This is a genomic window from Paracoccus ravus (assembly GCF_004522175.1).
Taxonomy (GTDB): Bacteria; Pseudomonadota; Alphaproteobacteria; order Rhodobacterales; family Rhodobacteraceae; genus Paracoccus; species Paracoccus ravus.
In genome coordinates this window covers 127,591-145,341 of the sequence record NZ_SDEB01000001.1, presented here as the reverse complement: position 1 = coordinate 145,341, position 17,751 = coordinate 127,591, and the positions used below count along the sequence as shown (strand labels likewise).

Sequence of the window (17,751 nt, the reverse complement as noted above, 5' to 3'; positions counted from 1 at the left end):
AGGTATTGCCGCGCTTAAATCCACGGCAAGTCTTTTGAAAGGATGCGCCATGACCGCTCCCATCCACCGTATCTTCGACCGTCCTCTGGACGCAGCCGTTCCCAAGGGTTTCGACCAGGCCATATTCGGCATGGGCTGCTATTGGGGCGTCGAGCGCCTGTTTTGGAAGCAGGAGGGCGTCTTGCTGACCGAGGTCGGCTTTGCCGGCGGCTCGGTCGAGAACCCGAGCTACAAGCAGGTCTGCGCCGGCGATACCGGCCACGCCGAGGTCGTCCGGGTGATCTATGACAGTTCGCGCATCAGCTATGAGCGCCTGCTGCAGATCTTCTGGGAAAATCACGACCCGACGCAAGGTGACCGGCAAGGCAATGACATCGGTTCGCAATATCGCTCGGTGATCATGTTTTTCAACGACAGCCAGCGGGCGGCCGCCGAGCTGAGCAAGGCCGATTACAACAACCGCCTGGCGGTCGAGGGCTACCCCGGCATCACGACGCAGATCCTGCCGGCCGCTCCGTTCTATCCGGCGCATGAGGATCATCAGCAATATCTGGACCGCTATCCGCATGGCTATTGCGGGCTGCGCGGGACGGGCGTATGCGCCCCCCTGACCGATATTCCCGAGGAAATCTGATGCCCACCTGGACCGCGCTGACCCATACCGCCGGACGCGAAGCCGCCGAGGCCCTTGCCGAAATGGGCGAAGACCTGACCCCCGAGCCCGTCGGCAGCGGCGTCTTCGAGATCGAGGACGGTTCGGATCGCTGGGAGGTGGGTCTTTATTTCACTGAGGCGCCGGACGAGATTTCCTTGACCCTGATGGCTGCGGCCTTCGGAGCCGAGCCCTTCGTGGTCTCGGAACTGCCGGAGGTGGACTGGGTCGCGCATGTCAAGCGCACGCTTTCGCCGGTCGAGGCCGGTCGGTTCTTCGTCCATGGCAGCCATGATGCCGACAAGATCCCCGAAGGTGCCGAGGCCCTGCTGATCGAGGCCGCGATGGCCTTCGGCACCGGCCATCACGCCACCACGCGCGGCTGCCTGCTGGCGCTGGACCGGATGATCGCGGCGGGTGCGCAACCGGAACGCATCGTCGATGTCGGCTGCGGCACGGCGGTGCTGGCCATGGCGGCGGCGCGATCCTTCCCGGTGACCGTTCTGGCGGGCGATATCGACCCGCTGGCGGTGGATGTGGCCAAGGCCAATGTGATCGCGAACGGGCTCGACGGTCGCGTCGAATGCGTCGAGGCGGTCGGCTTTGATCATCCGCTGATCGAGGACGCGGCCCCCTTCGATCTGGTCTTTGCCAATATCCTGAAGCAGCCGCTCATCGATCTCGTGCCGGATATGGCGAAACATGTCGCGCCGGGGGGCAAGGCGATCCTGTCGGGCATTCTGACCACGCAGGCCGATGAGGTGATCGCGGCCTATGCGGCGGGCGGGCTGGCGCTTGAACGGCGCGACGATTACGGAGAATGGTCCACTCTGGTCGTCGCCCGCTGAACATGAAGAGGCCCGAGCGTCGGGCGGGCATTCCCGACGATGGGAGGTCTGAAGGAAAGACCTGCGCAAGCACGACAGAAGAGGAAAGGCCGCTGGTTGCACATTCCGGCGGTCTTTTTTTTTCGAAGCATGGTCTTGCAATCACCGGGGCGAAGTCGGCCCAATCCAAAGGCAGCCGAATTGTATGCCAGTTTGATGGGCAACGGCGGCGTGACCGCGTATGCCGAGTTCATGCATGGACGCCCGCTCGCGCGCCTAAGGCACGTCTCGTCGGGCAGAGCCAGGCCCTCATGCGAAAGCCACGCATATCGCGGGCGAGTTTTGGCTTCATTCCTGAGAACAGAACAATAAACGCGCGGAAATCAGGCGGTTCTTGTCATCGCATGGCGAGTGCGGTCTTTCGCCGTCGCGCACGCGTCACTGGGGCGAGTTTGATGCCGAATGTTCAGGCAAGAAAAAGGCCCCTGCGGGAGATCCCCCGGGGGCCGTTCTCTGGGCGTGGTCGCTGGATCAGAGACCGCGCGCAACGCGTTCGATTTCGCCGCGGGTCAGGCCGATATCGTCCAGTTCGCGGTCCGTCAGACGGCTCAGTTCATTGCGCGTCACGCGCGCATCGTTCCAGGCAGCGAATGCCGCCAGCAGTTTCGAGCCAAAGCCAAAAGAGCGCGTCCCGGCATGGACGCGGTTCGTGTCAATCGCCGACATGATGTCACCTGTTGTTGGAAGTGCCCTAAACTCGGGCGTTCAATCTGATGACAGGCATATAAGACAGGCAGAGTTGAATTTCTACGAATGCGGCGGCATTCCACCTATGCAGCCGATGCATAAGCAGCCGGTTTCATTGAATTTTTGTGACAAGAGGCTAATTTTGCGGGTTTTGTGCAATAAACTGGCGCAACTTGACCGAGAAGCGCCAGAACATTGCGTCAATCCCGCTGCCAATCGCCCAGTTCGGATTGCCAAAGCGCAAGCGACGCAACGGCGGCCGTATCGGCCCGCAGGATGCGCGGTCCAAGGGAAATCGGCGTGACACAATCCATCCCCGAAAGCCGCCGGCGTTCCGAGTCGGAAAATCCGCCTTCGGGACCGATCAGAACGGCCCAAGGGCCTTGGGAGAGCCCCGCCAGCGTCCGGGCAGGCCCGACCCTGGATTCATCCGCCCAAAGAATGCGGCGACCGGCGTCCCAGCGGTCGAGCAGACGCGAAAGCGGCGTCAGGTCGGTGACCTCGGGAACATAGGTGCCGCCGCATTGCTCGGCGGCCTCGATGGCATGGGCCTGCAAGCGGTCCTGCCGGATGCGCTCGGAATTGGTGAATTCGGTCTGCACCGGCAGGATGCGGGCCGCGCCCATCTCGGCCGCTTTTTCGACGATGAAATCGGTCCGCGCCTTCTTGATCGGTGCGAAGAGCAGCCACAGATCCGGCGGGTTCATCTGCGGCGCGGTTTGCGCGACCGGGGCGACCTCGCCATTGCGCTTGGCCAGCCGTTCGATGCGGGCCAGCCATTCGCCGTCGCGCCCGTTGAAGAGCAGGATTTCGTCCCCGGGTCCCTGCCGCATGACCGAGGAAAGATAGTGAGCCTGATCCGAGGACAGCGCGATGCCTTGTCCCAGTGCCAGCGGGTGATCTATGAACAGCCTGATTTTCGCCATGATGGGGCGCAGGATAATGCAGACCGACCGCCAGACGCCAGAGGCCCACCGCAGCGTCGCGGATGCGCCAGCCGATAATTGGGTGGACCGCTACGCGCCGCCCGCATGGCGCCCCTGGCTGCGCCTGTCGCGCGCCGACCGCCCGATCGGGACGTGGCTCTTGCTGCTTCCCTGCTGGTGGGGCGTCGGGCTTGCCATGATCGTGGACCGACCCGTCTGGTTCGATCTGTGGATCGCGATCGCCTGCGCGCTGGGGGCGATCCTGATGCGCGGCGCGGGTTGCACATGGAATGACATCACCGACCGCGATTTCGACGCCAGGGTCAGCCGCACCCGCTCGCGGCCGATTCCTTCAGGGCAGGTGACGGTGCGGGGAGCTTATCTCTGGCTCGTCGCGCAATGCCTTGCGGGCTTCGTGATCCTGATCACGCTGGGACCCGCCGCGATCTGGCTGGGTGTGGCTTCGCTGGCGCTGGTGGCGATCTATCCCTTTGCCAAACGCTTCACCTGGTGGCCCCAGGTCTTTCTGGGCCTTGCCTTCAACTGGGGCGTGCTCTTGGCCTATGCCGCGCATATGGGCGGGCTGGGGCTTGCCCCGGTCTTGGCCTATCTGGCGGGCATCGCCTGGACGATTTTTTACGACACGATCTATGCCCATCAGGATGCCGAGGACGACGCGCTGATCGGGGTGAAATCCACCGCCCGCCTGTTCGGCAGCGATTCGAAACGCTGGATCACCCGCTTTGGCCTGGCCGCGACGGTGATCTTGCTTCTGGCCGTTCTGGCGGCTGGTCCCTCGACGCTTGCGCTGGTTCCGGGCGTTTTTGCGGTGCTTGGATTCGCAGCGCATCTTGCGTGGCAACTCAGGCGGTTCGACCCCGCTGACAGCGCGGGATGCCTGCGGCTCTTTCGCGCGAACCGCGATGCGGGGCTGATCGTTGCGCTGTTTCTTGCCTTTGCCGGGCTGGTCTGATTGCGATTCCCCGCCATGGGGAGTACATGCCCCCGGTTGGAAACAGCCCGAAGGTCCTCCCGATGGCCAATCCCCGGAAACGTCGCGGTCTCGCGGTCGTCGCCAGTCTTCTTGCCCTGTCCGCCGCTGGCGGGCTCGCCTTTCTTGGTGCCGAAGCGGCCGCCGATCTGGTCGAGCATCGAAGCGAGGCGGACGTCTCGCAAGCCATGCATGATGCAGGGCATGACTGGGTCACGGTCCAGGCCGAAGGGCTGCGCGTCCATCTTGAGGGCACGGCCCCGGACGAGGTGCAGCGCTTCCGCGCCAAATCCCTGGCCGAGACGGTCGTGGATCGCGATCGGGTCATCGACCGGATGCAGGTCCAGGCCCGCGAAGCCCTGGGCGTTCCAGAATTCAGCATCGAACTTCTGCGCAATGAACAGGGCATCTCGATCGTCGGGCTCGTTCCGGCATCGCTGGGCCGGGCCGAGATGGTCGCTGCCCTGCGCCGGGACCTGACCGAAGGCGAAGTCTCTGATCTGGTCGAAACCGCGGATTACCCCTCGCCCGAGGGCTGGGACGAAGCATTTGCCTTTGGCATCAAGGCGACCGAAATGGTGGATCGCGCCAAGGTCTCGATCGAGCCGGGGCTGGTGACGCTGCGCGCCATCACCGAAAGCGCCGCACAAAAGGCCGAACTGGAAGCCGCGCTGGAACGCGCCCGTCCCGCCACGGTCAAGCTTGCCGCCGAGATCAGCGCGCCGCGTCCGGTCATCACCCCCTTTACCCTGCGCTTCGTCAAGGACGAGAAGGGCGCGCGTTTCGATGCCTGCTCGGCCGAGACCGAGGCGAGCCGCGACCAAATCCTCAGGGAAGGGGCCGTGGCGGGCGTGAGCGGGCCGGGGCTTTGCCGACTGGGCCTTGGTTCGCCCTCGGTCGAATGGGTCGATGCGGCAACTGCCTCGATCCGGGCGGTCGCGGAACTGGGTGCGGGCTCGGTCACCATCTCGGATACCGAGATCGCGCTTTTCGCCCCGTCCAGCGTGGCGGGCTCGGTCTTTGACGCGGCGGTGGGCCACTTGGAGGGAGAACTGCCCGAGGCCTTTGTGCTGACGGCGGATCATGAGAAACAGCCCGAAACCCCCTCGGGACCGGTTGAGTTCTTGGCGATTCAGGACGCGGCGGGCGTGCATCTGCGTGGCCGTATCGGCGGAGAGCAGATGCGCGCCGTCGTCGAAACCATGGCAGAGGCGCGTCTCGGTCCCGTGGACAATGCCCTGCGGGTGGACGAAACCCTGCCGCCCGGCTGGACGACCCGCGCCATTGCCGCGCTTGAGGCGCTTGAGGGACTTGAAAGCGGCAATGTGACCGTCACCCCGGATATGATCCGACTGACCGGCATTTCGGGCAATCAGGCGGCCTCGGACATGGCCGCGACGCAATTGTCGCGTCGGCTGGGGGCGGGGGCGCATTACGAATTGTCGATCCAATATGATCGCAGTCTGGACCCGCAGCTTGCCTTGCCCTCGGGAGTGGAATGCGTGGATCGCTTGAATGCGGTGATGCATGAATCCGAAATTGGCTTCGAGCCGTCGAAATCCGTCATCGCCGGCGATCCGGAACCCGCGCTGAACCGCATCTCCGAGATCATGGGTGAATGTCACGAATACCGCATCGAACTTGGCGGTCACACGGACTCGCAGGGCTCGGACGAGTTGAATGCCGAATTGTCCCGCACGCGGGCGCAGGCAGTCTGGGCGGCGATCCGCGCGCATGGGGTGAATGTCACCAACATGACCGCGCATGGCTACGGCGAGACCCGGCCCGTCGCCGAGAATGACACCGAAGAAGGTCGCGAGGCGAACCGCCGCATCGAATTCACTTTGCTTTCAGAAGCACCGGTGATCTCGGAACGGCCCGCCCCCGCCGAGAAGGTCACGGGCATGACCCAAGCCGTCACCGCCGCGACTGCAGAGGCCGCGGAGAAGCCCGCGGATGGCGCGCAGGCTGGTCCCGCCGCGCCGGAGACAATTGCGCTGATCGCGGCCCTGACCCGACCGGCTTTGGCAGTGGTGCTGCCCGAGAAGCTTGAGGCACTTGATCGCGGGGCGATCCCGCCGGAAGATCTGCCGGAACTGATTCTGCTTGGCCCCCCGGATGTCGAAGCGGCCATTGCCGAAAAGCCCGCCGAGTAACCCCGCCCTGACCCTTTTCCTGTCCAAGATCTGAAATTCCCGAAAGCCCTTCATGAATCGCAATGAATTTGTTGTTGCAACCGCGGTTATCCTCTTTGCCGTCTTCCTGCTGGGCTGGCTGACAAGCTGGTTGATCGGGCGGCTGAGCCGGGTGACGCGCGCCGAGCTTGGCGAACTCGAGGACATGGCCCAGCAATTGCACAAATCCGAAAAGGCGCGGGAAGAGGCGATCCTTGCCCTGGAACTGCGCGAAGACGAGCTGCGCACGGAAATGGGCCGTCTGCGGATTGAGCGTGACAATACCAAGGCGCAATTGCGCGAGAGCCGCCGCGAGATCGAGGAATTGCGCGAATATATCGACCGCAAGCTGGGTCGGCACTGAAACGGAAAAAGGCCCGGTCGCGCGACCGGGCCTTTCCTTTGGCTAAGCCGGGGCGATCAGACGCCGGCTTCGATGATCGCGCGGGCCAGAACCGGGATCGTCGCGTCGTTCAGACCGGCGATGTTCAGACGCGAATCGCCAACCATGTAGATGCCGAACTCTTCTTTCATCTTCGCGACCTGCTCGGGCGAGGCGCCGATGCGCGAGAACATGCCGCGATGCTCGGCGACGAAGTCGAAGCGGTCCGAACCCGACAGCTCGCGCAGCTCGCTCGCCAGCTGGGTGCGCAGGCGCAGCATGCCGCCGCGAACTTCCTCCAGTTCCGCCATCCAGTCGGCGCGCAAAGCGGCGTCGTTCAGGATGGTCGCGACGATCTTCGCGCCGTGGAAGGGCGGGAAGGAATAGGTCTGACGGTTCAGGAAGGCCATCGCGCCCTGCGCGAGGTCTTTCGTCGCCTTGTCGGTGCACAGCGCCAGCAGGCATCCGGTGCGCTCGCGATAGATGCCGAAGTTCTTGCTGCACGAGGCGGCGATCAGCACTTCGGGGATGCGCGAGGCGATCAGGCGGGTGCCCGCGGCGTCCTCTTCCAGACCGTCACCGAAGCCCTGATAGGCAAGGTCGATCAGCGGCGTCGCGCCGGTGGTCTCGAGGATCGTCGCGACCTCGGCCCATTGCTCGATGGTCAGGTTGGCGCCGGTCGGGTTGTGGCAGCAGCCATGCAGCAGGACCACGTCGCCTTTCTTGGCGGCCGAGATGTCCTCTTTCATCGCCTCGAAATTGACCGAGCGGGTCGCATTGTCGAAATAGCGGTAGCTGACGACCGGCAGACCCATGAAATTCATGATCGAGATATGGTTCGGCCAGGTCGGGTCCGAGACGAAGACGCGCAGGTCGGGATTGGCCATGCGCGCCAGTTCCAGCGCCTGACGGATCGCGCCGGTGCCGCCGACGGTGGCAAGCGCCGCAGTGGTCTCGGGCTTGTAGCCCTCGGCCAGGATCATCTCGCCCATGGCCTTCTGGAAATCGGGCTCACCAGCCAGACCGGCATAGGTCTTGGTGGTCTCGGTCTCGAGCATGCGCTTCTCGGCTTCCAGCACGGCGCGCATGATCGGGGTATGGCCGGTCGCGTCCTTGTAGACACCCACGCCAAGATCGATCTTGCCCTGACGGGGATCGGCCTTGAACTCGCCCATCAGGGCCAGGATCTTGTCGGGGGCCTGCGGTTTCAGATTGCCCAGCATCACGCGTCTCCGGTTGCTATTTTCAGGTCCGGGAAGCTGCCCCATTCGGCCCAGCTTCCGTCGTAAAGGGAATGGTCGGCATGTCCGATGCGCGTCAGCGCAAGAAACAGCACCGCCGCCGTCACACCCGAGCCGCAGGTGGTGATGGCGGGTTTGGTCAGATCGACGCCCGCGGCTTCAAAAGCGGCGCGGATCTCGTCCCTGGATTTCATCGTGCCGTCGCCGTTGAAGAGCCGCCCGAAGGGCAGGTTCTTCGAGCCGGGAATATGGCCCGAGCGCAGGCCGGGGCGCGGCTCGGCGGCCTCGCCGCGAAAGCGGGCCTCGGCGCGGGCGTCGATGATCTCGTGGCTGGCGAGCTTGCTGGCGGCGGCGACCTGGGTCACGTCGCGCACCAGCGCGGCCTGGCGCTGCACGGTCATGTGGCGGTCGCGCAGGATCGGAAGCATGTCCTCTACGGCGCGGCCTTCGGCGCGCCACTTGCCGAAGCCGCCATCGAGCACGGCGACATCGGTTTTGCCCATCAGGCGGAAGGTCCACCAGACGCGGGCGGCCGAGCGCACCGGGGAATTGTCGTAGATCACCACCTGATGGCCGTCGCCAATGCCCATGCCGCGCATCCGGCTGATGAACATCTCGGGCAGGGGGGCCATATGTGGCAGGCTCGAGCGCTTGTCCACGATGGCGTCGAGGTCGAAGAAGCGCGCGCCCGGGATATGGGCGGCCTCGTATTCGGCGCGGGCATCGCGGCCCGGTTCTAGAAACCACGTCGCGTCGATGATGCGCAGGTCGGGATCATGCAGATGCGCGGCCAGCCAGTCGGTCGAGACAAGCGTCCTGGGATCGTCGAAATCGGTCGGCATGGTCCTTCCCCCGAGCGGCCGCGAAAGCGTCCTTCCTGTAACCGCAGGGGCGGCGCTTCGCAATGACTGGTGGCGCTAGCCCTGCTTCAGAAGGCGCTGTTTTTGGCGGTTCCAGTCGCGTTTCGCGTCGGTCTCGCGCTTGTCATGGTTCTTCTTGCCCTTGGCGACGCCGATCTTCAGCTTCACCTTGCCGCGATCGTTGAAATACATGACCAGCGGGATCAGCGTCATGCCCTCGCGCCCGATCGCCTGCCAGAGGCGGGACAGTTCCTTGCGCGAGACCAGCAGCTTGCGATGACGGCGTTCCTCATGGCCAAAGACGCCAGCCTGCTTATAGGCGGCGATATAGCCATTGATCAGCCACAGCTCGCCGTTTTCGACCGAGGCATAGCTCTCGGCGATATTGGACTGGCCGGTGCGCAGGCTTTTCACCTCGGAGCCGGTCAGGACGATGCCGACCTCGAGATCGGTCTCGATAAAGTAATCGAAACGCGCCCGACGGTTCTCGGCGATGACTTTGTAATTGGGATCGGATTTGGCTGCCATGATCCGGCAGAGATAGGCGCGCCACCGTCCAAAGTAAAGATTTCGCGCCTCAGACCCTTTGCGACATTTGCGCGATCAGGGCCGACACACCTGCCGTCACATCGGCCCAGGTCGAGGTGAAGCCGTCGCTTTCTCCGAAATAGGGGTCCGCCACGGACTGGCCCTGGCGTCCCGCAACATGGTCAAGCAGCAGCGAAAGCCGCGCCGTGCCATCCGGCGGCGCCATCGCTTGCAGATGTTCCAGATTCGTGCCGTCCATGGCGACGATCCGGTCGAAGCGGTGAAAGTCCTCGGGCCGGACCTGCCGGGCCCTTTGGCGCGAGATATTGATCCCATGCGCGGCGGCGACGGCCTGCGCCCGGCGGTCCGGCTCGGACCCGACATGCCAGTCGCTGGTACCGGCTGAATCGATTCTCAACTCAAGCCCAGCCTCGTCGGCGGCGGCGCGCAAAGCGCCCTCGGCAAGGGGAGAGCGGCAGATATTGCCCAGACAGACGAATAGGACCGAAGGGGGACGCATCACGATTCTCCGCGCTGTAGTCGTTGCCATCGGGGGCAGGGCCACGCTAACCCAGAGTGGCAATTAGGCAAATAGCGAGGCGCGAAAATGCGGCATGGCGGACAGATTCTGATCGATGGGCTGGCGGCCAATGGGGTAGATCGCGTGTTTTCCGTGCCGGGCGAGAGTTTTCTTGCCGCCTTGGACGGGCTTTATGCCTCGGGGATCCAGAATATCGTCTGCCGCCATGAGGGTGGGGCCGCGATGATGGCCGAAGCGCATGGCAAGATCACCGGCCGCCCCGGCATCGCCTTTGTCACCCGCGGACCGGGGGCGACCAATGCGAGCGCGGGCGTCCATGTCGCAAAGCAGGATTCAACGCCGATGATTCTTTTCGTCGGCCAGATCGCCCGCGCCGACCGCGACCGCGAGGCGTTTCAGGAGGTCGATTACCGCGCCATGTTCGGCCCGCTCGCGAAATGGGTGGCCGAGATCGACCAGATCGAGCGGATTCCGGAATATCTTGCCCGCGCCTATCGCCTCGCCATGTCGGGCCGCCCCGGCCCGGTCGTGCTGGCGCTGCCCGAGGATGTGCTTTCCGCCCATGCCGAAGTTGTGGACCTGCCGCCTTTTACCGCGCCTCTGGCGCAGGTCGCGCCCTTGTCCATCGCGGCGATTGCCGAGGCCTTGGCGGGGGCCGAGCGCCCTTTGATCGTGCCCGGAGGCACGCTCTGGTCGCAGCAGGCGGCGGATGATCTGGCGCGGTTTGCCGAAAACTGGGGCCTGCCGGTCGCCGTGCCCTTCCGCCGTCAGGGGCATATGGACAATGCCCATCCGAGTTACGTCGGTGATCTAGGCGTGGGCATGAACCCGGCGCTGGGACAGGCGCTGCAAGGCGCCGATTGCATCCTGTCGCTGGGCTCGCGGCTGGGCGACACGCTGACGCGCGGCTATGAATTGATGGACCCCACGCGTCCGCACGCGCGGGTGATCCATGTCCATCCCTCGCCCGATGAGCTGGGCCATCTCTGGCATCCCGATCCGGGGCTGGTCGCCGATCCGCGCGAAGTCGTGGCGGGGCTGGCCGATCTGCCAGCAGCGCGCCGCTGGGACGATTGGACCGCGGGGCTGCGCGGGCAATACGAGGCATGGCAAATCCCCAAGCCCACGCCGGGCGAGGTCCGCATGGAAGAGGTCATCCGCTGGCTCTCGGAAAATCTGCCCGAGGATGCGGTTCTGACCAATGGGGCAGGCAATTACGCGGCGTTCCTGCATCGCTATTACCGTTTTCGCCGCTGGGGCAGTCAGGTGGCCCCGACCTCGGGTTCGATGGGCTACGGCCTGCCCGCCGCCATCGCGGCCAAGCTTGCCTGTCCCGAACGGGTGGTGGTCTGCCTGGCCGGTGATGGCTGCATCCAGATGACCCTGAACGAGCTTTCGACGGCGGCGCAACATGGTGCGGCGGTCATTGCGATCATCGCCAATAACGGGCGCTATGGCACGATCAGGATGCATCAGGAAAAGACCTATCCGGGCCGCGTCTCGGGGACCGATCTGGCAAGCCCGGACTTCCCGGCTCTGGCCCGCGCTTATGGCGGACATGGCGAATTGGTGACCCGGCAGGACGATTTCGGACCCGCCTTCGTGCGCGCGCAGGCGGCGGGGACGCTTGCGGTGATCGAATTGCGTCTTGATCCGCAGGCGCTGACGACCGGCGCGACGCTGGCCGAGACCCGTGCGGCGGGCGAGGCGCTGCTGCGCCGGGATTGAGAGCGCGCTTCAAGATCCGCCGATCCGGGAAAGTTGGGCGGCCTCGGATCTCGGACCGTGCCGTCCCGTCCGGGATCATGCTTGTCCTGCGAGGCGCCATTCCTTGGCGCAGGCTGACCTTGAAAATGAGGTTCGGCTCGGACGTGACCTGCTGGCGATGGTTGATGGTTTTCCGCTCACCACTCTGGCATGCGCCCTGCGCAACCCGAGCAAGTCGGTTGAAAAGGGCTCTAGAGCCGCAGCAGCATCACCAGCACTGCCGCCACGCCGGCATTGACCGGAACCGTGATGAGCCAGGCCCCAAGAATGGTCCGGACATGCGATCGGCGGACCAGGTGGCGGCGATAGAGTTCTTCGTCCGGCATCGATGCGCTCTCGCGATGGCGGTTGCGGTCGCGCCATTCGCGGTAGAACCCGACGCCGAACACGCCGCCGACCGAGACATGGGTGGTGGAAACCGGCAGGCCCGCCAGAGAAAACCCCAGCACCGTCACGGCAGTCGCGATGGCGATGCAAAGCGAGCGGGGCGGGTTCAGGCGGGTGATCTTGCTGCCGACCATGTTCACCAGCTTGCCGCCGAAAAGCAATGTGCCGACCGCGATGCCCAATCCCGACAAAAGCAGGACGAGGGTGGGGTTGAGGATCTGCTCGCGAGTTTCGTCGATATTCATCAGGATGATCGTCAGCGGCGCGGCGATATTCGAGGTGTCATTCGCGCCATGGCCGAATCCCATGACCATCGCGGCCACGATCAGTGGCAGGCCGAGCAACCGCTTCAGCGCGACCTTTTCGCCCGAGCCGATCTGGCGCGCCAGTGTCACATGCGCGTAAAGCCCGCCGAGCAACGCCCCCGTCAGTCCCAGTGCCGCGATCATCGGACCGCTCACCCCCCTGAAGGCGGCGGCCCCCATGCAGACCGCCAGAGCGACCACGACGGCCACGAGAATGGTCAGCCATAACCGGCCCGAAGGGATCGGATCCTCCTTGTCCAGGACGTGACGATGCATGCTGGCAAGAAGCGCCGCGGAAAGCAGGCCCGACAGGATCGGCGAAATGACCCATCCAAGCGCGATGGAGCCAAAGCTGGTCCAGTTGACCGATGCCCAGCCGAAACTCGCAATGCCGGCCCCCGCGATCGCGCCGACCACCGAATGGGTGGTGCTGACGGTGGCGTTCAGGGCGGTGGCCAGGCTGATGCAGGTTGCGGCGGCCGCCAATGCGGCCAGCATCATCAGGGCGGTCGGATGGCCGTGTCCCAAGGTCTGGGCGACCAGCCCCTCGGTCATGGTGCGCGTCACCGCTTCGCCGGCAAGCACCGCCCCCAGCACATCCATGATCGCGACCAGAAACAGGCCCAGCGTCAGGCTGATCGCGCCCGCGCCCACTGCCGGACCAAGCGCGTTGGCGACGTCGTTCGAGCCGATCGACACCGCAAGATAGATCGCGATCGCGACCGAGGCCGCCATGATCCCCAGCGCGGGCTGTCCCGCCATCGCCGCCGCCGCAAATTCGGCAACCGCCGCGATGAAGACCAGAGCGAAGCCCACGCGCACCATCGGTCGCGCCGATGCCAGCGAGGCATGCTCGGCCGTCGTGATGCGCCGCAGATCCTTGTCGAGGGTGCGGTAGTCGCGGGGATTTTGCGCCATGTCAGACCTGCGGCCCCGGACCGGAGGGCATCGAGCGCAGGAATTTCCTCAGCCCCTTTTCGGCGACCATTTCGGCGGCGCGCTCGGGCGTGTACCATCGCCTCTTGCGCTGCTCGGCCTCGGGGAAGTCATCGGAAAGCTCGTCGACCTCCAGCAGGAACAGGCGGACATCGACCGGGATGGCGAAACCCCGATCCTGCTGCTTTTCGTAGCTATAGGTGCCGATCGGGGTCTGGGCGACACGACCACGGACTCCGGCCTCTTCCCATGCTTCCTGCGCGGCGGCATCGGCCAGCGACTTGCCCGGCATCGGCCAGCCCTTGGGCACGATCCAGCGTCCGGTGCCCCGGCTGGTCACCAGAAGGATCTTGCCATCGCGGGCATTCCGGCACAGCGCCGCGACCTGCATGTCCGGCGGCGTGTTCCGAAAAATCCGTCCCAGTCTCTCGCGCAGACTGCTCGTCATTCGTTTCCCTCATTGTCGCGGACCTTGCCGCGCAGGGACTTGACCGTCCCTCTTTGTGTTTTGCCCGCGAGCCTCCTTTTCTGACTGCCCAGAGTCGGCCTTGTCGCGATACGCCTGCGCGGAACGATCAGCGCCTGCCGGATCAGTTCGACCAGTCGTTCTCGCGCGATTTCGCGGTTACGGGCCTGACTTCGGGTTTCCTCGGCCCGGATCAGGATAGCACCATCCTGCGTCCAGCGCCGCCCTGCAAGACGCCGCAGCCTCGATTTCACCGCCGCCGAAAGATTGGGCGAACGTTCTGCCTCAAAACGAAGCTCGACCGCAGTTTCGACCTTGTTCACGTTCTGACCGCCCGGCCCCTGTGAGCGGGTGAACTGTTCGGACAGTTCCCATTCCTGAATCGTCAAATCATCGTCGATGTGCAACATGCAGGGAATATGTCGCAATCCGCCGCGATGAAAAGAGCACGCGCTCCCATCGTCGCGTCAAATCCGTGCCTGCGACCATATGGCCATGCGCTTCACGGACCAAGCGACCGCGCGCCGGGTCAAGGAGGACGCATTGCGCCGCGCGTTCAGCTTTTCTCATCCTCGCCGAAAAGCCCCTTCAGCCCGCGCGCGATCAGGTTTCCGACCTTGGGCCGGGGTTGCTGGATGAAGGGCAGGGGACGGCAGACCTCCATCGCGGCGATGCCCACCCGCGCGGTCAGCGCGCCATTCACCACGCCTTCGCCAAAGCGCTTCGAGACCCGGGCCAGGATTCCGCCGCCCGCGACGGTATGGATCAGGTCGTCCCCCGCCGCCACCGCTCCGGTCGCGACCAGATGGGTCATCACCGTCCGGGCCAGCCGCCAGCCACCCACAGCGCCGGCGCGGCCGCCATAAATCTCGGCCATGCGCCTGATCATCCGCAGATTGGCCGCCAGCGCCGCGATCACATCGGCCAGTGCCAGCGGGATCAGCGCGGTCGCGGCAGCCACGGTGCGGGCCGCGGCCTCGATCTCGCGGCGGGCCTGCTGGTCCAGCGGCGCAAGCAGTTCGGTCTCGGCCGTGGCGATCAGGCTGGTTGCGTCATAGGCCTCGGCGCGGTGCTCGGCCAGCCGCTTGCGGCCCCAGTCCAACTCGTCGCGGCTGCGGTAAAGCTGCTCCAGCCGTCCCACGACATGCTGGGCCGCCTGCACGTCGCCCGAGGCCATGGCCCGCCCGGCCTCGCGGTTGATGCCGTCGATCGCCGCAAAACGCGACCAGGCGCGATATTCCCGCCAGGCCATCCCCAGCGCCGCGATGCAGAACAGGGTCATCAGGCCAACGCCGATCCAGCCGAGCATCGGATAGGCATGGAGCAGGTCCGACAGGTAGCGCAAGGCGGCGACCGACAGCAGAAAGGTGAAAAGCGCGACGCCGGTATTGATGAAGAAACGCGTCAGCCGAGACGGCCCGGAACCGACAAGGCGCGTGACAAGCTGCATCGTGCGCGGCTGCGGCAGCGCCGAGCCCAGCCCGTCATCGATCATCGGCGCATCGGCCGGCGAGGGCTGCGCCTCGCCCTCGCGCGGGGCGGTGCGAGGGGGGCGGCGCGAGCGCTGATCGGCACCGGCAGGCGCTTCGATCCGGGTGACCGGCTCGGGGCCGCTGGGCTGGCCTGCGGGCGGTGGCGGGTTCGGGGAAGAGACTTCGTCCATCTGGATCAGGACGGGCCCGCGGCGTTTCGGAGGCTCTGCCATCGTCACTCCTCAGATCTGGTCGCCGAACAGGAATTCCGCCGCCCGGTCCAGCCGGATATGCGGCGGTCCCTCGCCCGGACGCATCGTGTTGGGCGCGGGGGCGAAATCCATGATCGCGTAATCGCCGTCGAGCCAGTGCTCGCCCCCCTGACGGGCATGGGCCAGAAGCTCGGCCGGGTTGGCGGGAAGATCGCCGGGATAAAAGGCCGCCCGGCGACCATCCATCAAGGTTCCGCGCACCGCGGGCAGATCTTCGCCATCCTGGCGAATGGTTTCCTCGGTCGTGCTGCGCAGGCTGGCGATGGACATGGCCTCGGTCCGCGCGCCCGAGAAATCGGCCCGGTCGCGCGCCTCGCGCAGCATGGCGCCGGTGACCGCGGTCAGACGGGGATGCTGGATATGGTGCAGGTGATCGGCCTTGGTCGCGGCAAAGAGGATGCGCCCGACCCGCCGCGTGCCCAGAAGCTGCGCGAGCCATCCCGCCCGGCCGGGACGGAAGGCGGTCAGGATATCGGCCATGGCGCGGCGCATGTCCTCGACCGCCTGCGGCCCGGCATGGATTGCGCCCAGCACGTCCATCAGCACCACCTGCCGGTCGATCCGGGCGAAATGGTCGCGGAAGAACGGCTTCACCACCCGCGATTTATACGCGCCGAAGCGGCGCGAGAATTCCCGCCACAGGGCCGTGTCGCGAAATTCCGGCGGCAGCGGGGTGAAGGTCAACGCCGGAGAACCCTCGAGTTCGCCGGGCATCAGGAAGCGGCCCGGCGTGCAATCCGACCAGCCGGCCTCGCGGGCCTCGTGCAGATGCGCGGTATAGGCGGCGGCAAGCCCCTGCGCGGCGGTCTCATCGAAGCGGGTCGGGTCGACGGCGGCGAGGGCGGCGCGGAAATCCGACTCGCCCGGGCGGCCCTGCATGCGCTCGAAGACCTCTCCGGACCAGGTCTCGAAATCCTTGTCCATCAGCCGCAGGTCCAGAAGCCACTCGCCAGGATAATCGACGATGTCCAGATGCACGACCTGCTCGCCGCGCCAGCCCGCGAGCAGCCCGCGCGGCTGGGTCCTGAGCGACAGGCGCAGCTGGCTGACATGGCGCGTGCCTTCGGGCCAATGCGGGTCGGGGCCGGTCATCGCCGCCAGATGACGCTCGTAGTCAAAGCGCGGCACGGTATCGTCGGGCTGCGGCTGCAACCATGCCGATTTCAGCGATCCGTCGGCTGCCGCCCGCAGGGCCGCCATCCGGCCCCGGTCCAGCAGGTTCGCCACCAGCGAGGTGATAAAGACGGTCTTGCCCGCCCGCGACAGGCCGGTCACGCCCAGCCGGATGACGGGGTCCGAGATGCCCAGCCCCTGCATCAGATCGTCCGCAATGCCCATCCTGTCCCCGGTCCGGTTTCGTGAGGCTCAAGATAGGCAGCGGGAGGGCGGATGTGTAGGTCTCAGGTGTTCAGGCTCAGATAGTTGTTGATGACCACGTCCAGCGCATCGGCCGAGACGGCGTTCCCGGCGAGGTCGGTGAAGATCGTGAATTCAAGGGGAGGCTCTCCATCGCCGTCCTTATGCTGGACCTCCAAGTCTGGATCATTGGACTCAAGCCAGCGGTCGGTCTGGAAGCCGATCTTCAGCCCAGTCGCACCTTTGATGCGCAGTACCTCCTGCCCGTCCAGACGGATGATGGTGTCCCCATTGAGCTCGGCGGTGGAAACCTTCGCGAAGTCGCCTGCGGTCTCGTCGGCTTCGCTCGGCGGGACATTGACGCGCAGCCAGTCCTCGCCTTGGGTGAAATCGGTCACGACCGAGACCTGACCCTGATCGGCGAAGCCCTCGAAGTGATCGGCACCCGCGCCTCCGGTGACAGTGTCGGCGAGGTCGAATTCGATCAGGTCGTCGCCCTCGCCGCCGTCCAGCGTGTCATTGGTTTCACCGACATGCCATCTATAGCCGTCCTGCGCGGTCGAGGCCCAATCGCCGATGGCGTCGTTGCCCCGGATCGTGTCATCGCCCGCCCCGCCGCGAATGTCATAGGCGGTGGTCGGATCGAAGTAGTCGTTCGACAGGCGGTCATTGGCATCGGTCCCCGTGAGCGTGACGGTGTCCGGCTCATCCGGCTCCTCCGGCTCCTCCGGCTCCTCCGGCTCCTCGCCGGTATCCGTTTCGGGGTCTGGATCGGCGAGTTCTTCGTCATCGTCGTGGCTGTCGTCGCTGTCAAAGGCCTGCGAGAGGGCAAGAATGCCCAGTGGCACGAGCAGGAGAAGTAGCATGTTGTCCATCAGTGACCCCGAGCTTCGAGATTTTTGGCAGATGCGGCCATCGGCG

At 65.3% G+C, this 17,751-nt stretch carries 18 protein-coding genes; 6 read left to right on the top strand and 12 right to left on the bottom strand.

The features are described from left to right. Window positions 1-49 precede the first annotated feature (49 nt). Together msrA and ESZ60_RS00760 are read left to right on the top strand one after the other, a co-directional pair. Complete coding sequence (gene msrA, locus ESZ60_RS00765; protein ID WP_134678496.1) at window positions 50-634, top strand: peptide-methionine (S)-S-oxide reductase MsrA; 585 nt, start codon at window positions 50-52, stop codon at window positions 632-634. Next, entirely contained in the window at window positions 634-1,500 is an 867-nt protein-coding gene (locus tag ESZ60_RS00760) for a 50S ribosomal protein L11 methyltransferase (protein ID WP_134678495.1), read from the top strand. The genes msrA and ESZ60_RS00760 overlap by 1 nt, the downstream gene beginning before the upstream one ends. A 510-nt stretch (window positions 1,501-2,010) precedes the next feature. On the opposite strand, the gene ESZ60_RS00755 is transcribed toward ESZ60_RS00760, so the two are convergent. Both ESZ60_RS00755 and ESZ60_RS00750 read right to left on the bottom strand, forming a co-directional pair. Next, entirely contained in the window at window positions 2,011-2,205 is a 195-nt protein-coding gene (locus ESZ60_RS00755; RefSeq protein ID WP_134678494.1) for a DUF1127 domain-containing protein, read from the bottom strand. Window positions 2,206-2,426: 221 nt separating this feature from the next. Continuing rightward, the gene (locus tag ESZ60_RS00750) at window positions 2,427-3,152 is read right to left on the bottom strand and encodes a 16S rRNA (uracil(1498)-N(3))-methyltransferase (protein ID WP_134678493.1); all 726 of its coding nucleotides are present in this window, start codon (window positions 3,150-3,152) and stop codon (window positions 2,427-2,429) included. 16 nt (window positions 3,153-3,168) lie between these two features. Between ESZ60_RS00750 and ubiA the strand changes: the two genes are divergently transcribed. From ubiA to ESZ60_RS00735, 3 genes are all read left to right on the top strand, one after another. Next, the gene (gene ubiA / locus ESZ60_RS00745) at window positions 3,169-4,125 is read left to right on the top strand and encodes a 4-hydroxybenzoate octaprenyltransferase (RefSeq protein WP_134678492.1); all 957 of its coding nucleotides are present in this window, start codon (window positions 3,169-3,171) and stop codon (window positions 4,123-4,125) included. 62 nt (window positions 4,126-4,187) lie between these two features. Beyond that, window positions 4,188-6,299, top strand: a complete 2,112-nt coding sequence (locus ESZ60_RS00740) for an OmpA family protein (RefSeq protein ID WP_245155539.1) — start codon at window positions 4,188-4,190, stop codon at window positions 6,297-6,299. Window positions 6,300-6,351: 52 nt separating this feature from the next. Next, entirely contained in the window at window positions 6,352-6,681 is a 330-nt protein-coding gene (locus ESZ60_RS00735; RefSeq protein ID WP_134678490.1) for a hypothetical protein, read from the top strand. Between the two features lie 56 nt (window positions 6,682-6,737). Here the strand turns inward: ESZ60_RS00735 and ESZ60_RS00730 are convergent, their stop codons facing one another. The 4 genes from ESZ60_RS00730 to ESZ60_RS00715 form a co-directional block, all read right to left on the bottom strand. After that, window positions 6,738-7,922 (bottom strand): amino acid aminotransferase, encoded by a 1,185-nt coding sequence (locus ESZ60_RS00730; RefSeq protein WP_134678489.1) that lies wholly within the window; start codon window positions 7,920-7,922, stop codon window positions 6,738-6,740. Beyond that, the gene (gene sseA, locus ESZ60_RS00725) at window positions 7,922-8,782 is read right to left on the bottom strand and encodes a 3-mercaptopyruvate sulfurtransferase (RefSeq protein ID WP_134678488.1); all 861 of its coding nucleotides are present in this window, start codon (window positions 8,780-8,782) and stop codon (window positions 7,922-7,924) included. The genes ESZ60_RS00730 and sseA overlap by 1 nt, the downstream gene beginning before the upstream one ends. Before the next feature lie 75 nt (window positions 8,783-8,857). Then, window positions 8,858-9,328, bottom strand: a complete 471-nt coding sequence (smpB, locus tag ESZ60_RS00720; RefSeq protein WP_134678487.1) for an SsrA-binding protein SmpB — start codon at window positions 9,326-9,328, stop codon at window positions 8,858-8,860. Between the two features lie 49 nt (window positions 9,329-9,377). Then, window positions 9,378-9,848, bottom strand: a complete 471-nt coding sequence (locus ESZ60_RS00715) for an arsenate reductase/protein-tyrosine-phosphatase family protein (RefSeq protein WP_134678486.1) — start codon at window positions 9,846-9,848, stop codon at window positions 9,378-9,380. A gap of 87 nt (window positions 9,849-9,935) precedes the next feature. On the opposite strand from ESZ60_RS00715, the gene ESZ60_RS00710 reads away from it, so the two are divergent. Further along, a complete protein-coding gene (locus tag ESZ60_RS00710; RefSeq protein ID WP_134678485.1) occupies window positions 9,936-11,597 on the top strand; it encodes a thiamine pyrophosphate-binding protein in 1,662 nt (553 codons plus the stop codon). A 230-nt stretch (window positions 11,598-11,827) separates the two neighbouring features. On the opposite strand, the gene ESZ60_RS00700 is transcribed toward ESZ60_RS00710, so the two are convergent. The 6 genes from ESZ60_RS00700 to ESZ60_RS00675 all read right to left on the bottom strand — a co-directional run bounded on the left by ESZ60_RS00700 (window position 11,828) and on the right by ESZ60_RS00675 (window position 17,696). Then, window positions 11,828-13,246 carry an inorganic phosphate transporter gene (locus ESZ60_RS00700; RefSeq protein ID WP_134678484.1) on the bottom strand — a complete coding sequence of 473 codons (1,419 nt, stop codon included), beginning with the start codon at window positions 13,244-13,246 and terminating at the stop codon, window positions 11,828-11,830. A gap of 1 nt (window position 13,247) precedes the next feature. Then, complete coding sequence (locus ESZ60_RS00695) at window positions 13,248-13,712, bottom strand: NUDIX hydrolase (protein ID WP_134678483.1); 465 nt, start codon at window positions 13,710-13,712, stop codon at window positions 13,248-13,250. Beyond that, window positions 13,709-14,140, bottom strand: a complete 432-nt coding sequence (arfB, locus tag ESZ60_RS00690; RefSeq protein ID WP_134678482.1) for an alternative ribosome rescue aminoacyl-tRNA hydrolase ArfB — start codon at window positions 14,138-14,140, stop codon at window positions 13,709-13,711. Before arfB ends, ESZ60_RS00695 begins: the two co-directional genes overlap by 4 nt. A gap of 146 nt (window positions 14,141-14,286) precedes the next feature. Continuing rightward, the gene (locus ESZ60_RS00685) at window positions 14,287-15,435 is read right to left on the bottom strand and encodes a YcjF family protein (protein WP_134678481.1); all 1,149 of its coding nucleotides are present in this window, start codon (window positions 15,433-15,435) and stop codon (window positions 14,287-14,289) included. 9 nt (window positions 15,436-15,444) lie between these two features. After that, window positions 15,445-16,812, bottom strand: coding sequence for a YcjX family GTP-binding protein (locus ESZ60_RS00680; RefSeq protein WP_134678480.1), 1,368 nt, complete (start codon window positions 16,810-16,812; stop codon window positions 15,445-15,447). Between the two features lie 62 nt (window positions 16,813-16,874). Continuing rightward, entirely contained in the window at window positions 16,875-17,696 is an 822-nt protein-coding gene (locus ESZ60_RS00675) for a calcium-binding protein (RefSeq protein ID WP_134678479.1), read from the bottom strand. Between the last annotated feature and the right edge of the window lie 55 nt (window positions 17,697-17,751).

Coding starts and splice junctions, on each gene's coding strand:
- ESZ60_RS00730 (WP_134678489.1), bottom strand. CDS start 7,922: ATGCTGGGCAATCTGAAACCGCAGGCCCCCGACAAGATCCTGGCCCTG.
- ESZ60_RS00685 (WP_134678481.1), bottom strand. CDS start 15,435: ATGGCAGAGCCTCCGAAACGCCGCGGGCCCGTCCTGATCCAGATGGAC.
- ESZ60_RS00760 (WP_134678495.1), top strand. CDS start 634: ATGCCCACCTGGACCGCGCTGACCCATACCGCCGGACGCGAAGCCGCC.
- ESZ60_RS00700 (WP_134678484.1), bottom strand. CDS start 13,246: ATGGCGCAAAATCCCCGCGACTACCGCACCCTCGACAAGGATCTGCGG.
- ESZ60_RS00750 (WP_134678493.1), bottom strand. CDS start 3,152: ATGGCGAAAATCAGGCTGTTCATAGATCACCCGCTGGCACTGGGACAA.
- ubiA (WP_134678492.1), top strand. CDS start 3,169: ATGCAGACCGACCGCCAGACGCCAGAGGCCCACCGCAGCGTCGCGGAT.
- msrA (WP_134678496.1), top strand. CDS start 50: ATGACCGCTCCCATCCACCGTATCTTCGACCGTCCTCTGGACGCAGCC.
- ESZ60_RS00740 (WP_245155539.1), top strand. CDS start 4,188: ATGGCCAATCCCCGGAAACGTCGCGGTCTCGCGGTCGTCGCCAGTCTT.
- ESZ60_RS00675 (WP_134678479.1), bottom strand. CDS start 17,696: ATGCTACTTCTCCTGCTCGTGCCACTGGGCATTCTTGCCCTCTCGCAG.
- ESZ60_RS00695 (WP_134678483.1), bottom strand. CDS start 13,712: ATGACGAGCAGTCTGCGCGAGAGACTGGGACGGATTTTTCGGAACACG.
- smpB (WP_134678487.1), bottom strand. CDS start 9,328: ATGGCAGCCAAATCCGATCCCAATTACAAAGTCATCGCCGAGAACCGT.
- ESZ60_RS00715 (WP_134678486.1), bottom strand. CDS start 9,848: ATGCGTCCCCCTTCGGTCCTATTCGTCTGTCTGGGCAATATCTGCCGC.
- ESZ60_RS00710 (WP_134678485.1), top strand. CDS start 9,936: ATGCGGCATGGCGGACAGATTCTGATCGATGGGCTGGCGGCCAATGGG.
- ESZ60_RS00680 (WP_134678480.1), bottom strand. CDS start 16,812: ATGGGCATTGCGGACGATCTGATGCAGGGGCTGGGCATCTCGGACCCC.
- ESZ60_RS00755 (WP_134678494.1), bottom strand. CDS start 2,205: ATGTCGGCGATTGACACGAACCGCGTCCATGCCGGGACGCGCTCTTTT.
- ESZ60_RS00735 (WP_134678490.1), top strand. CDS start 6,352: ATGAATCGCAATGAATTTGTTGTTGCAACCGCGGTTATCCTCTTTGCC.
- sseA (WP_134678488.1), bottom strand. CDS start 8,782: ATGCCGACCGATTTCGACGATCCCAGGACGCTTGTCTCGACCGACTGG.
- arfB (WP_134678482.1), bottom strand. CDS start 14,140: ATGTTGCACATCGACGATGATTTGACGATTCAGGAATGGGAACTGTCC.